At 74.0% G+C, this 13,036-nt stretch carries 13 protein-coding genes; 4 read left to right on the forward strand and 9 right to left on the reverse strand.

Annotated features, from left to right (window positions below; genetic code table 11):
- Positions 1-64 precede the first annotated feature (64 nt).
- The gene (locus ACZ4XD_RS14030) at positions 65-1,696 is read left to right on the forward strand and encodes a PucR family transcriptional regulator (RefSeq protein WP_468041762.1); all 1,632 of its coding nucleotides are present in this window, start codon (positions 65-67) and stop codon (positions 1,694-1,696) included.
- 26 nt (positions 1,697-1,722) lie between these two features.
- Here ACZ4XD_RS14030 and ACZ4XD_RS14035 read toward each other — a convergent pair whose 3' ends face one another.
- Both ACZ4XD_RS14035 and ACZ4XD_RS14040 read right to left on the reverse strand, forming a co-directional pair.
- On the reverse strand, positions 1,723-1,959 hold the full coding sequence (locus tag ACZ4XD_RS14035; protein WP_468041764.1) for a hypothetical protein: 237 nt from the start codon (positions 1,957-1,959) through the stop codon (positions 1,723-1,725).
- A gap of 168 nt (positions 1,960-2,127) precedes the next feature.
- Positions 2,128-3,291 (reverse strand): glycosyltransferase family 4 protein, encoded by a 1,164-nt coding sequence (locus ACZ4XD_RS14040; protein WP_468041766.1) that lies wholly within the window; start codon positions 3,289-3,291, stop codon positions 2,128-2,130.
- A gap of 668 nt (positions 3,292-3,959) precedes the next feature.
- On the opposite strand from ACZ4XD_RS14040, the gene ACZ4XD_RS14045 reads away from it, so the two are divergent.
- Positions 3,960-4,379 (forward strand): YciI family protein, encoded by a 420-nt coding sequence (locus ACZ4XD_RS14045; RefSeq protein WP_468041809.1) that lies wholly within the window; start codon positions 3,960-3,962, stop codon positions 4,377-4,379.
- A gap of 36 nt (positions 4,380-4,415) precedes the next feature.
- A complete protein-coding gene (locus ACZ4XD_RS14050) occupies positions 4,416-5,561 on the forward strand; it encodes an RNA polymerase sigma factor (RefSeq protein ID WP_468041768.1) in 1,146 nt (381 codons plus the stop codon).
- A 149-nt stretch (positions 5,562-5,710) separates the two neighbouring features.
- Here ACZ4XD_RS14050 and ACZ4XD_RS14055 read toward each other — a convergent pair whose 3' ends face one another.
- The 6 genes from ACZ4XD_RS14055 to ACZ4XD_RS14080 all read right to left on the reverse strand — a co-directional run bounded on the left by ACZ4XD_RS14055 (position 5,711) and on the right by ACZ4XD_RS14080 (position 11,135).
- Positions 5,711-6,502 carry a hypothetical protein gene (locus tag ACZ4XD_RS14055; protein WP_468041770.1) on the reverse strand — a complete coding sequence of 264 codons (792 nt, stop codon included), beginning with the start codon at positions 6,500-6,502 and terminating at the stop codon, positions 5,711-5,713.
- Positions 6,503-6,710: 208 nt separating this feature from the next.
- Positions 6,711-8,438 (reverse strand): DNA repair protein RecN, encoded by a 1,728-nt coding sequence (gene recN / locus ACZ4XD_RS14060; RefSeq protein ID WP_468041811.1) that lies wholly within the window; start codon positions 8,436-8,438, stop codon positions 6,711-6,713.
- A 221-nt stretch (positions 8,439-8,659) separates the two neighbouring features.
- On the reverse strand, positions 8,660-8,890 hold the full coding sequence (locus tag ACZ4XD_RS14065; protein ID WP_468041772.1) for a hypothetical protein: 231 nt from the start codon (positions 8,888-8,890) through the stop codon (positions 8,660-8,662).
- 106 nt (positions 8,891-8,996) lie between these two features.
- Positions 8,997-9,938: an NAD kinase gene (locus ACZ4XD_RS14070; protein WP_245698632.1), complete on the reverse strand. Its 942-nt coding sequence runs from the start codon at positions 9,936-9,938 to the stop codon at positions 8,997-8,999.
- Entirely contained in the window at positions 9,935-10,750 is an 816-nt protein-coding gene (locus tag ACZ4XD_RS14075; RefSeq protein WP_467163346.1) for a TlyA family RNA methyltransferase, read from the reverse strand. The genes ACZ4XD_RS14070 and ACZ4XD_RS14075 overlap by 4 nt, the downstream gene beginning before the upstream one ends.
- A 7-nt stretch (positions 10,751-10,757) precedes the next feature.
- Positions 10,758-11,135 carry a hypothetical protein gene (locus ACZ4XD_RS14080; RefSeq protein ID WP_468041776.1) on the reverse strand — a complete coding sequence of 126 codons (378 nt, stop codon included), beginning with the start codon at positions 11,133-11,135 and terminating at the stop codon, positions 10,758-10,760.
- A 194-nt stretch (positions 11,136-11,329) separates the two neighbouring features.
- On the opposite strand from ACZ4XD_RS14080, the gene ACZ4XD_RS14085 reads away from it, so the two are divergent.
- Entirely contained in the window at positions 11,330-11,677 is a 348-nt protein-coding gene (locus ACZ4XD_RS14085) for an SCP2 sterol-binding domain-containing protein (RefSeq protein WP_468041778.1), read from the forward strand.
- A 207-nt stretch (positions 11,678-11,884) separates the two neighbouring features.
- On the opposite strand, the gene ACZ4XD_RS14090 is transcribed toward ACZ4XD_RS14085, so the two are convergent.
- The gene (locus tag ACZ4XD_RS14090; RefSeq protein ID WP_468041780.1) at positions 11,885-12,838 is read right to left on the reverse strand and encodes an ABC transporter ATP-binding protein; all 954 of its coding nucleotides are present in this window, start codon (positions 12,836-12,838) and stop codon (positions 11,885-11,887) included.
- Positions 12,839-13,036: the final 198 nt, after the last annotated feature.

Here is a 13,036-nt window from a genome sequence, read left to right on the forward strand (position 1 = left end):
CCATACCGGACGGCGATCCGGACCGCGAAGCTCCGGATAGCGGACTACGGGTACCGTCCTCGCCATGGGGCAGGAAGCGAAGATCGAAGCCGAGGTCACGGTACGCAGGGCACTGGAGCTGCCCGCGCTGCGGCGCGGTCTGCCGGAGGTGCTGGCCGGCGGGGACCGCCTGGACCGCGCGGTCCGCTGGGTGCACGCGGGCGAGGTCCCGCATATCGCCTCCCTGCTCAAGGGCGGCGAGCTGCTGCTGACCACCGGCCTGGGGCTGGGGGCCCGGCCGTCCGAGCAGCGTGCCTTCATTCGTAAGCTCGCGGACCGCGAGATCGCCGCGCTCGTCGTGGAGCTGGGCTCCCGGTTCGCCTCCCTGCCGGTCGCGCTGGTCGATGCCGCACGGGACTGCGGGCTGCCGCTGATCCAGCTGCACCGCGAGGTCCCGTACGTCACGGTCACCGAGGCGATCCACACCGAGATCATCAACAGCCACTACGCACTGCTGCGGCGCGCCGACGAGATCCTGCGGCGCTGCACGGACGTGCTGCTGCGCGGCGGTGGCATCCCCGAGGTGCTCCGGCTGCTGGCCGTCTTCACCGGCAACCCGCTCTGCCTGGAGGCCCCCGACGGTAGCCCGCTCTACGCGGCGGGCCCGGAGGGCGAGGACGACGGTCCCGCGGAGGCCGACCCGCTGCTGGCCTGGGAGGGCCTGCGCGACACCGGTCTGCGGGTCGATGTGCCCGGCGGCGGCCACGGCCCCGATGCGGTCCGTGCCCGCCTCGTCCTGCTGCCCGTCAACACCCCCCTGGCGCCGGTGCACCGGATCGCCGCCGAACGCGCCGCCGATCTGCTCGCCGTCGTCATGCTCCAGTCCCGCCAGGAGGAGGTGCTCGCCGCCCGGGGGCGCGGCGACTTCCTGGCCGACCTCTCGGAGGGCCGGATCTCCGCGGCCGAGGCGCCCGCCCAGGCCCGCCTGCTGGGCTTCCGCCCCGGCTCCGAACCGGTGTTCCCGGTGGTGATGCGGATGCCGGCGGGGCTCCCCTCCCCCGGCAGCTGGGCGCTGCTCGCCCAGGCCCTGCGCGAGGAGCTCGCCGCCCCCGGGGTGCCCGTACTGCTCGGCGTCCGCCCCGTGGAGGGCCGGGTGCCGATACTGGTGGCGCTGCGCGCGGGTCAGGACCGGGACGCGCTGGCCGGCCGGATCGCCGAGGCGCTGCGCGCCGGGGTCGTCCGCGCGGGCCTGGACCGGCCGGCCGCGCACCGCCCGGTGGTCGTCGTCGGGACGCCCGGTGACTGGGCGGCGGCGGGCCCGGGTCTCCAGCATGCGGCGGAGGCCGCGGCCGCGGCCCAGGGCCTGCCGGAACAGCCCTGGTACGACGCCCGCCGGCTGGATATCGAGCTGCTGCTGTGGCGGATGCGCGAACACGGCGAGCAGGGTGTGCTCACCGATTTCGTGCAGCGCGCCATCGGGCCGCTGCTGGCCCATGACCGGGCCGCCCGTCAGCCGCTGCTGCCGACGCTGGAGGCCTATCTGGCCAGCGCGGGCCGCAAGGCCGAGACCGCCCGCGATCTGAATGTGAACCGGCAGACGCTCTACGACCGGCTGGCCCGCATCGCCCAGCTGCTCGGCACGGACCTGGACGATCCGCAGACCGTCCTGGGCCTGCGGCTGGCGCTGCGCGCCCGCCGCCACACGGACAAGCCGTAACGGGCGGCGGCCACCGGGTCGGCGGGTCAGCCCGCGACCGTCTCAGCCGCCGTCCCCATACCGAGCGCGATCAGCACCCCGCCCGTGGTGCGCTCCAGATTGCGGTGCACCCGGGGACGCCGCAGACGGCGCAGCAGCCGGCCCGCGCCGACCACGACCAGCAGCAGCCGGCCCGCCGCGATCACCGCGTCGACGGCCCCGAGCAGCAGCGTGGTGCCCAGCACCGAGTGCCCCTCGGGGAGGAACTGCGGCACCACGGCCACGAAGAAGATCCCGACGGCCGTACATGAATCGAATGCGGGGAGCCTATCGGTGGGGGCGGCAGGGAGCTGCTGGGCGGGTGACTGATGGGCCGACCCGCCGTAGTGGCCGTCCCGCTGTCCTGGCGGCCCGGCCGTCTCGTGGCCGGCCCGGCCGTCGGCTGAATCGGGCTAGGCCGGCTGAATGGGCTGGGTCAACTCGTCGTAGACGCTGAGGACCTGGGCGACGGTGTCGTTCTCGCTGGGCCAGCCGGCCGCCTGAGCGCGGCCCGCCTGGGCGAGCGCGTCCCGCCGCGCGGGGTCGGCGAGGAGCGCGAGAACGGTACGGGCCAGGGCGGCGGCATCCCCGTAGCGGACCAGTTCGGCGGCCCGGCCGACCAGTTCGCGGGTGCCGCCGGTGTCGGTGGCGACCAGCGGCACCCCGGCGCGCAGCGCCTCCTGGGCGATCAGCGAGCGCGCCTCCCACCGGCTGGGCAGCACCACCAGGTCGGCGGCGGCGAGGAGTTCGGGCACGTCGTCACGGCGCCCGAGCAGCTGGACGGGCAGCTGCTCGCTGTCGATCCGCCGCTGGAGCGCGCTCCGCTGGTCGCCCTCCCCCGCGATGGCGACCAGCGGCTGGGGGTCGAGCGCGCACCAGGCATGCGCCGCGTCCAGCAGCAGGTCATGGCCCTGGTTCGGATCGAGACGGCCCACCGCGAGCAGCAACGGGCGGTCCACCGCGCCCAGTTCGGCCCGTTCCTTGTGACGCGTCCGGTCGTGCTCCGCCAACGCGTCCGGTGTACCACCGGGCCGGGGGCGCGGAATCGCGACCGGCGCAAGCCGCGCATCACGGGCGCCCCGCTCACGCGCCCGGTCCACGAGATCGGAACAAGCCCCCAGCACCACGGCGGCCGCCCGTGCCACCCGCCGCTCCATCAGATGCACCACCCCGGCTCGCGCACCCTCGGTGTGCGCCTTGGTGTGCCAGGTGATGACCAGGGGGACCCGCCGCCCGCCCCGTGGGCCGCGCAGTCCGCGCAACGCCATCGAGGCCCGCAGCCCGGCCCGCAGGCCGTGCGCATGGACGAGGTCGGCGTCCCAGCAGGCGCTGCGCAGGACGGCCACGCTCGCCGGATCCATCCGCGGCGGGACCTGCACGAACCGCGCGCCCGCCCCGGTGAAGTCGTACGCCTCCTCGGTTTCCGGCGTGGCACAGACGGACACCCGTACGCCGCGTGCGACCAGCCCTTCTGCCAGCGACCGGACATGTGCCGCGCTGCCGGCGCTGCCGTGCCCGAGCACCTGGACCGTGCGCAGCGGCGACAGCCCGTGCGCCGAGGTCGGGGTGCTGATCACGTGGTCGGACTCCTGGGTCGGGGGCGGGCGGGGCCGTACCGGCGGGGTCGGCCCGCTGAGCTGCGGCGCACGGCGGCGGCCACCTGCCTGCCCGGCGAGGGGTCAGGACGCGGACAACGGGCCCGGGACTGCGCACCGCGCCCAGGATGCCAGCCCGGCGGGGTCAAATCGGCACCGTCCGGCCGCCGTTCCGGTGGGAAGTCTCACCCCAGCGCCCACCAGATCACCCACATGGGCGACAAACCGCCCGCGCGGATCAATGGCTCTTGAGGGTGACCCCACTCCCCGGAGCGCGCCTCGCGCCGTGTCACAGGGCGCGTGCGCCGCTACTCGGAGCGCGGCCGGTGTTTGGCCGAATAAGGAGTTGCCACGGGAGGCGTGATGCCGGGAATTACCGGTCTGGTCGTGTATGGCTCGTGGCAGCGGCTGTGGACAAGGCGCCGTCCCGGCGCACTCCGGTGGGGCCGCCGCTCGCTAACTGATCTTGGAGAACGTCGCTCTGCCTCGCCCTCGCCCCGCCCCGTGGACCGGACACCGCGAGGCGGCTCCCCCGGCTTCCGCCACCCGGGCCAAAAAACTTCGGGCGGCGATGTCGAGAACCCATGACCGGCTCCGTCCCCGGGGTGCACGCGACCACAATGGGACGCACCAGCACCGAGGAGACCACCATGGCCAAGTACCTGCTGCTCAAGCACTACCGAGGCGCTCCGGCCGCGGTCAACGACGTGCCCATGGACCAGTGGACGCCGGAGGAGATCTCGGCGCACATGGGGTACATGCGGGACTTCGCGGACCGGCTGGAGAAGACGGGCGAGTTCGTCGACGGTCAGGCGCTCGCCCCCGAGGGCACCTGGGTCCGGTACGACGGCGAGGGGCGCCCGCCGGTCACCGACGGCCCGTTCGCCGAGACCAAGGACCTCATCGCCGGCTGGATGGTGATCGACGTCGACAGCCACGAGCGCGCCGTCGAGCTGGCCGGGGAACTGTCGGCCGCCCCCGGGGCGGGCGGGAAGCCGATTCACGAGTGGCTGGAGGTGCGCCCGTTCCTGACCGCGACGCCCACCATCACGGAGTGCCCTCATCAATGAACGAGCCCTATGAACGAGCCCTATGAATGAGGCCCTATGAACGAGGCCCTGCTCCGGAGCCTCATACCGGGCGTCCTCGCAATCCTCGTCCGCCGCGGAGCCGACTTCGCGGCGGCCGAGGACGCCGTGCAGGACGCGCTGGTCAAGGCGGTCCGCGTCTGGCCGGCCGAGCCCCCGCGGGATCCGAAGGGCTGGCTGGTCACCGTGGCCTGGCGCCGGTTCCTCGACGCGACCCGGGCGGACGCCGCCCGCCGCCGCCGTGAGGACCTCGTCGACGAGGAGCCGGGGGGGGGGCCCGCGCCCTCGGTGGACGACACGCTCCAGCTCTACTTCCTGTGCGCCCACCCGTCGCTGACGCCGTCGTCCGCGGTGGCGCTCACCCTGCGCGCCGTCGGCGGGCTCACCACCCGCCAGATCGCCCAGGCCTACCTGGTGCCCGAGGCGACCATGGCGCAGCGCATCAGCCGCGCCAAGCGCACCGTCTCCGGCGTGGGGTTCGACCGGCCCGGCGACGTCGCCACCGTGCTGCGCGTCCTCTACCTGGTCTTCAACGAGGGCTACTCCGGCGATGTCGATCTCGCTGCCGAGGCCATCCGGCTCACCCGGCAGCTCGCGGCCGCGATCGACCATCCCGAGGTGGCGGGGCTGCTCGCCCTCATGCTGCTCCACCACGCCCGGCGCGCCACCCGGACCGCGGCCGACGGCAGCCTGGTGCCGCTCGCCGAGCAGGACCGCGGCCGGTGGGACACCGCGTCGATCGCCGAGGGCGTCGAGATCCTTCAGACGGCCCTCGCCCGCGACCGGCTGGGCGAGTTCCAGGCCCAGGCCGCCATCGCGGCACTCCACGCCGACGCGCCCACCGCCGAGGAGACCGACTGGGTGCAGATCGTCGAGTGGTACGACGAGCTCGCGCGCCTCACCGACAGCCCGGTCGTCCGGCTGAACCGCGCGGTGGCGGTCGGTGAGGCCGACGGACCACGCGCCGGCCTGGCGGCGCTCGCCGCCCTGAACGACTCCCTGCCTCGCCACGCCGCGGTGGCGGCGTACCTCCACGAGCGCGACGGCGACCTGACGACGGCGGCCCAGCTGTACGCCGAGGCGGCCCGGAGAGCGCCCAACCTCGCCGAGCGCGACTATCTGACGCGCCAGGCCGCCCGGCTCAACTCCGGGCGGGGTCGGTGACGGGTGGGGCCGGTGACGGGTGGTGCTCCCTCGCGGGGTGCTTGCCCGGAGGGGCAGGGCCGGTGACGGACGTGGCCGGTGACGGGCGGTTGCTCCCTCGCGGGGTGCTTACCCCGGCGGGGCGGCGATTCGGCAGGCCGTCAGCTGCCTCAGAGCGCTGCCGCCGCCCGGCTGACGCGGTCCCCCGCGGCCGCGGCGGCGATCAGTCCGGCGGCATGCACCGCCAGGCCGCGTCGGCCGTTGCCGGTGACGATGGCGAGGCCGAGCGCCGCGCCGAGGGCGTGCGCCCCGGCGTCCCCGATCATCGTGCGCTCCCCGAGGTCGTCGCCGAGGACGGCGGCCGCGGCCCCCATGGGCGCGGCGGACAGCGCGCCCGCCGGGCCGCGGCGCAGCAGCCCGGGGACGCCGATGGCCAGGACGGCGCCGGCCGCCCGGCCCGGCCGGACGTCCAGGAGGTTCACCAGATGCGCCGAGCCCGCGATCACCACACCTGCCAGCACTTTGTCGACCGGCCGCTCCTTGAGCAGGGCACCGGCCGCGAGCCCGGCGGCGCCGATCCCGAACAGCTTCACCGCCCCACTGGTGACCTCTTTCTGCCGGAGCGCCGAGAGGTGCGCCCGGAATCCGCGGCGTGGATCACTGGCGCCGAACACGTCGTCGTACGCGCCACAGCCCCCGGCGGCCAGTACGGCCAGCGCCCCGGCGGCCCGGGTCCGGGCGGGCAGCCCCGGTGCGGTGACGGCGGCCAGGGCGGTACCGGTGGCCGTGGCGAGACCCGCGTGCAGGTTCACGGTCCGGCCGGCGTAGTTCTTCCGCTCCCACAGGACGGCACCGCCCGGCGGGCGCTTCCTGAGCGCCGTGTACACGGCCCGGGTCGCCCCTGCCGCCCCCAGGAGCGCCGAGATCCGCCCCGACACCCTGCCGCCCGCCACCGCCGCCATGTCACGCCCCTCACCCAGGCCCTGCCGTGCTCGCTTCCCGTCACCCTAGGGGCGAGCGCCGGCGGGTCACGCGGGAACGACGTGACCGGCGACCGGTGGCAGGTGGTTGGTGGCCCAATGGCCGGTGGTTGGTGGCCGAAGTCCGGTAGCCGGTAGCCGGTAGCCGGTAGCCGGTGAGAGAGCTGAAGCACCAGGTCACGAGCCGCTGCTAGCTGCCCGTGCGCGCCGTCTCCAGCAGCTCCTCGGCATGCGCGCGGGCCGTTTCGGAGTCCTCCTGGCCGGCCAGCATCCGGGAGAGTTCGCGGACCCGCTCCTCGCCTTCCAGGACCGTGACACCGCTCCTGGTGACCGAGCCGTCGTTCGTCTTCGCCACCAGAAGCTGGCGGTCCGCGAACGCCGCGACCTGCGGGAGGTGCGTGACGACCACGACCTGCGCCGACTTCGCGAGTCTGGCCAGCCGCCGACCGACCTCGACGGCCGCCTTGCCGCCGACACCCGCGTCGACCTCGTCGAAGAGGTAGGTCGGTACGGGGGCGGAGCCGGCGAAGACCACCTCCACGGCGAGCATCACCCGGGAGAGCTCACCGCCGGACGCCCCCTTGGCGATCGGCCGGGGCGGTGCGCCCGGATGCGGCGCCAGCAGAAGTTCGACCTCATCGGCGCCGGCCGGTCCATAGGCCACCGTACGGCCGCCGACCTCGATGCCGTCGGCGTCCTCGGCGACCTCGGTCTGCCGGATCTCGACGATCACCCGGGCGTGCGGCATGGCCAGTTCGGCCAGTTCGGCGGTGACCGCGTCGGCGAAACGCTTCGCCGATTCCGTACGGGCATCGGTCAACGTTTGCGCCAGTTCGCCCAGTTCGGTACGGAGTGCGTCCCGCTCGGCGGTCAGCTCGCCGATGCGGTCGTCATCGCCGTCCAGTTCGGCGAGCCGGGCGGCGCTCTCCTCGGCCCAGGCGAGCACCGCCGCGATGTCCTGGCCGTACTTGCGGGTCAAGCTGTTCAGCGCGGCACGACGCTCCTCGACCGCGGCGAGCCGCAACGGGTCGGCGTCCAGGCCGTCCGCGTAGCCGGCCAGCTCGCCCGCCACATCCGCCATCAGGATGCCGATCTCGCCGATCCGCTCGGCGAGCCCGGCGAGCTCCCGGTCATGGCTGCGTACGGCCTCCAGCGCGCGATGGGCGCCGGCGACCAGGGTGGTGGCATCGACGCCCTCGGGGTCCTCGGGGTTGCCGGCCAGCGCGGCATGCGCCAGGGTCGCGGCGGAGGCCAGTGCCTCGGCGTGGCCGAGCCGCTCCGCCTCGGCGGCGAGTTCGGTGTCCTCACCGGGCTGCGGCTCGGCCGCCGCGATCTCGTCCAGGCCGAAGCGCAGCAGATCGGCTTCCTGTGAGCGCTCGCGGGCCCGCGTGGTCAGCTCGTCCAGCTCGGTGGCGACGGCGCGCAGCCGGCGGTGGGCGGCGGTGTACTTGGCCAGCGGGACCGCGACCGTGTCTCCGGCGTAGCGGTCCAGGGCCTGGCGCTGACGGGCCGGCCGCAGCAGGCCCTGCTGGTCGGTCTGGCCGTGTACGGCGACCAGGTCGTCGGCCAACTCCGCCAGGAGGCCGACGGGTACGGAACGGCCTCCCACATGGGCGCGCGAGCGGCCCTCCGCGGAGAGCGTGCGGCTGATCAGCAGCGCACCGTCGTCCAGCTCCGCACCGGCCTCCTCGGCCCGTACCGCGGCGGGGGCCTGGGGGCCGACGCTGATCCTGCCCTCCACGACCGCCGATTTGGCGCCGATCCGCACCAGGGCGGGGTCGGCGCGCCCGCCGAGCAGCAGGCCGAGGCTGGTGACGACCATGGTCTTGCCCGCGCCCGTCTCGCCGGTCACCGCCGTGAAGCCGGGGGACAGCTCGACAACGGCGTCGTCAATGACACCCAGGGACCGGATCCGCATCTCCTCCAACACGGATACGACCTTACGAGGTCCCGGGGTGGCCCCGCGACGGCCTCCCCTCACTCCTGCCCCCGCCCCTGCGGAAAACCGCAGCGAAAGACGGAGGAATTCCGCATGGTGCGTGATCACGCTCAGCCGTCAAGCTGATCACAGTCCGGAACGAAAGGTGTGGTCATGTCCAGCGGATCGACGTACCCGACGACGCATGCGGGGTGGTGCGGTCACCGCGCCGCGGCGGGAAAGACAGCGGTGGTCACGCGGGGTGCGGTGGCGTTTGCCGGCGCATCGATGCGGTGGCTCATCGCGTCGGTGAAGCGGCTCTTCGCGGCCGGCGCGGAGGCCCTGCCGTCCGCCGCGGACCGGGCGGCGGCGGCCGACGGCGCCGCGCCGGGCAGGGCCATCACTCCGCTCCGCGGCCGGGTCCACATGTCGATATTCGCGAGCGTCTTCACGAGCGGCCGGGCCGTCTCCCGGCAGCGCCGCGGATGCGTGACGCTCCGCGCGGCCGGCGTCCGCTGCCGCCGGAACCGACGGCAGCGGGGACGCACCGGAGACCCCTTAGTGCGGCGCCCCCCGCCACCCCGCCACGGGGAGGGCGAACTTGGCGACCAGGCGGTCCGTGAAGGAGGCATGGTGCAGACGGGCCAGGCGTACGGGTACGGCGCCACGGCGGACCTCGACGCGGGCGCCGGCGGGGAGTTCGACACTGCGGCGGCCGTCGCACCAGAGAATGCCGTGCGGCGTCTTGGGCTGGACCTCCACCGCGAGCACGGAACGCGGCGAGGTGACCAGCGGCTTGGCGAACAGGGCGTGGGCGCTGATCGGGACCATCAGCAGGGCCTCGACCTCGGGCCAGACCACCGGCCCGCCGGCCGAGAAGGCGTAGGCGGTCGAACCGGTCGGGGTCGCACAGACCACGCCGTCGCCGCCGAAGCGCGAGACCGGCCGGCCGTCGACCTCGGTCACCACCTCCAGCATCCGCTCCCGTGCGGCCTTCTCCACCGAGGCCTCGTTCAGGGCCCAATCGGTGTGTACGACATTGCCGTTGTTGCGCACGAGGACATCGAGCGTCATCCGCTCCTCGACCTCGTACGCCCGGGTGACGACCCGGTCGACGACCTTGTCGAGGTCGTCGCGCTCGGCCTCCGCGAGGAAGCCGACCCGGCCGAGGTTGACGCCGAGCATCGGGACCCCGGACGTCCGGGCGAAGTCCGCGCCGCGCAGCAGCGTGCCGTCCCCGCCCAGCACCACCAGGAGTTCGCAGCCCTCGGCGGCGCATACTTCGGAGTCGACGCGCTGGACCGACGACGGCAGCGGCAGATCCGCCGCCTCCTCCGCCAGCACACGCACCCCGATGCCGCTGCGCAGCAGCCCCTGGACAACGAGTTCGGCACTGCGGATGGCCGCGGGGCGGCCCGTGTGTGCGAGCAGGAACACCGTCCGCCCGGCTCCGGTGTTCTCGTGTGCTGCGCTGCCTTCAACTGCATGGGTAGTGGTCAACGAGGCCCCTCCGCCACTGCACGGTCGACGTCCGCCGGGTCGAGTGCAGGCGCCCCGGCGCGCAGCCACAGAAAGTACTCGACATTCCCGGAAGGTCCAGGCAGTGGGCTCGCAGTTACGCCAAGTACGCCAAATTCCAGTTCGGCGGCCCGGCTCGCGACCGCGCGGACGGCCTCGGCCCGCAGCTCCGCGCTGCGCACCACCCCGCCGCTGCCCAGCCGCTCCTTGCCGACCTCGAACTGCGGCTTGACCATCAGCACCAGATCCGCGTCGGGCGCCGCACAGCGGGCCAGCGCGGGCAGTACGAGCCCCAGCGGAATGAAGGAGAGATCGCCGACGACGAGGTCGACGGGCTCCGAGTCGATCTGCTCCAGGGTCAATTCGCGTACGTTGGTGCGGTCCTTCACGGTGACCCGCTCGTCGCTCTGGAGCGACCAGGCGAGCTGTCCGTATCCGACGTCGACGGCGACGACATGACGTGCGCCGGCCCGCAGCAGGACATCGGTGAAGCCACCGGTCGAGGCGCCCGCGTCCAGCGCCCGGCGGCCCTCGACCTTCAGGCCGAGCGGGACGAAGGCGGCGAACGCCCCGGCCAGCTTGTGCCCGCCGCGCGAGACATAGTCGGGGTCGCTCTCGTCCTCGCGGACGACCACGGCCGCGCTGGTCTCCACCTGGGTGGCCGGTTTGGTCGCGGTCGCCCCGCCGACGGTCACCCGGCCCGCGGCGATCAGCTGGCTCGCGTGCTCGCGGGAACGGGCCAGCTTGCGGCGCACCAGCTCCGCGTCGAGTCGGCGTCGTGCCACTCCTGCCACCTGTGGTTCAGCTCCTGTTGTCGTGCGTCGTCGAGGAAGGGGCGGGCGGCCCGGGGTGCTGGTCGAGACCGGCCAGCACATCGCGCAGCCCACGATGCACATCCTCGTACACCTGGAGGTGTTCGCTCGCGGGGAGGTGGTCGGCGTCGGCGAGGCGCCGCAGCCGGGCATCGACCGCGGCCTCACCGGTCGGTGCCACGTCCACCCCGATCGGCTGCGGCCCAGCGGGCCCCTCCGGCTCGCCCGCGCCGCCCGACCGGCCCCGTCCGTCAGGCTCAGCGGCACTGTCCGACTCGGCGTTGCCGCGCGGCTCAGCGACATCGTCCGGCCCTGCCACGCCGTCCGGCCCGACGAGACCGGCCGGGACTCGACCCGCGGTGCTCACGGCTCCGCTGCCCTCACCCTCGCGCTGCCCGGGCTCGTTCGGTTCCACAGGCTCTGTGGGGTCCCCTGGCGCGGCTTGCGCGGGCGCCTCCGGCTCCGGGCCGGACGTCGGCTCTTCCATGCCCCCGACGCTACCTCGGCGAAGCCGGTCGAGGAGGAACGAGCCGTCCCCGACCTGGCGTATCGTCGATCACGATGGCAACCCTCGACCAGTGCCGCGCCGCTCTCGACCGGCTGGCCCAGAACCTGTCCTCGGCCGACGGCAGCGTCCGCCAGGCCGCCACGTTCGACCGCTCACTCAGCTGCCGCATCACGGACCTCGATGTGACCTTCCTCGGGCGGCTGGCCGACGGCACCATCCAGGAGGTGACCAACGTCCCGGGCCCGCCCCCGCAAAAGGCCGACATCAGGCTGTCCATGGCGGGCGACGACCTGGTGGCCCTGGTGGACGGAGAGCTGAACTTCGCCAGGGCCTGGGGCAGCGGCCGCGTCAAGCTGGAGGCCGGCCTACGCGACCTGCTCCGCCTCAGGACACTGCTGTAACAGCAGCCCATCCCTCCGCGCCTGGCCAGGTGCAGCCCCGCTCGTGTCACACCCACGTGAGCCGGACCGCCGCCCGTCACGCCCCTTCAGCCGCGTCCCCGAGCGCCCCACCGGCCACGCCCTGACACATCACGCCCGGCGCGGCCCGACCTACCAGCCACAGCCCCACGACGCGCCCCGCCCTCTCCCTCTCCCTCCCCCTCTCCCCTACCGACCGCTCCCCCGCCCAACCCCCGCCGAAGCCTCCTCAGCCCCCGAGGCCTCCTCAGCCCCCACAGACTCCTGCACCCCCGCAGCCTTCTCCGCTGCCGGAGGCGCCCCCTCCCCCGCGGACGACTGCTCCTCCGTCGCCCGACCCCGGCGGGCACCCCCATTACGCGGCTTGCGTGCCGCCGGCACGACCAACGGAGTGCCGCTTTCCGGGTCCTCGATGATCTGGCAGCCGAGGCCGAAGACCCGCTCCACCAGTTCCGCCGTGACGATGTCGGCCGGGGCGCCCTCGGCGATGACCGCGCCGTCCTTCATGGCGATGAGATGCGTCGCGTAACGGGCCGCGTGATTGAGGTCGTGGAGGACCGCGACCAGCGTGCGTCCCTGTTCCTCGTGGAGTTCGGCGCACAGGTCCAGCACCTCGATCTGATGCTGGATGTCCAGATAGGTCGTCGGCTCGTCCAGCAGGAACAGCGGGGTCTGCTGGGCGAGCGCCATCGCGATCCACACCCGCTGCCGCTGCCCGCCGGACAGCTCGTCGACATAGCGGTCGGCCAGCTCGCCGACGCCGGTGGCCGCCATCGACTCCTCGACGATCCGCTCGTCCTCGGGCGACCACTGCCGCAGCAGCCCCTGGTGCGGATAGCGGCCGCGGGCCACCAGGTCCGACACGGTGATCCCGTCCGGGGCGATCGAGGACTGCGGCAGCAGCCCGAGTGTCCTGGCGACCTTCTTGGCCGGCAGCGAGGAGATCGCCGCGCCGTCCAGCAGGACCGATCCCCTGGCCGGTTTGAGCATCCGCGACAGCGCGCGCAGCAGCGTGGACTTACCGCAGGCGTTGGGGCCGACGATGACCGTGAAGGAGTGGTCGGGGATGGCGACCGAGAGGTTCTCGGCGATGACCCGCTGGTCGTAGGCGAGGGTGACGTTCTCGGCCGAGAGACGGCTCACTTCGGAACTCCTGGGGTTGTCGTGTCACTGCTGTGGGCCGGCCCGGTACCGGCCGCACCGTCGCCGGCCAGGGGCCGCCGCCTGCCGGGGGCCGCACCGTCGCCCGGCCCGCCGCGGGATAGCCGCCCGGCGCGGGTCGGGCCGTTCTCCGGCGTCCGCCGCCCGGCGCATCCCGCACCGCCCGCCGGCGCCCGCCTC

Source organism: Streptomyces sp. NPDC029466 (assembly GCF_055574515.1).

Coding starts and splice junctions, on each gene's coding strand:
- ACZ4XD_RS14030 (WP_468041762.1), top strand. CDS start 65: ATGGGGCAGGAAGCGAAGATCGAAGCCGAGGTCACGGTACGCAGGGCA.
- ACZ4XD_RS14045 (WP_468041809.1), top strand. CDS start 3,960: ATGGCCAAGTACCTGCTGCTCAAGCACTACCGAGGCGCTCCGGCCGCG.
- ACZ4XD_RS14050 (WP_468041768.1), top strand. CDS start 4,416: ATGAACGAGGCCCTGCTCCGGAGCCTCATACCGGGCGTCCTCGCAATC.
- ACZ4XD_RS14055 (WP_468041770.1), bottom strand. CDS start 6,502: ATGGCGGCGGTGGCGGGCGGCAGGGTGTCGGGGCGGATCTCGGCGCTC.
- recN (WP_468041811.1), bottom strand. CDS start 8,438: ATGCGGATCCGGTCCCTGGGTGTCATTGACGACGCCGTTGTCGAGCTG.
- ACZ4XD_RS14085 (WP_468041778.1), top strand. CDS start 11,330: ATGGCAACCCTCGACCAGTGCCGCGCCGCTCTCGACCGGCTGGCCCAG.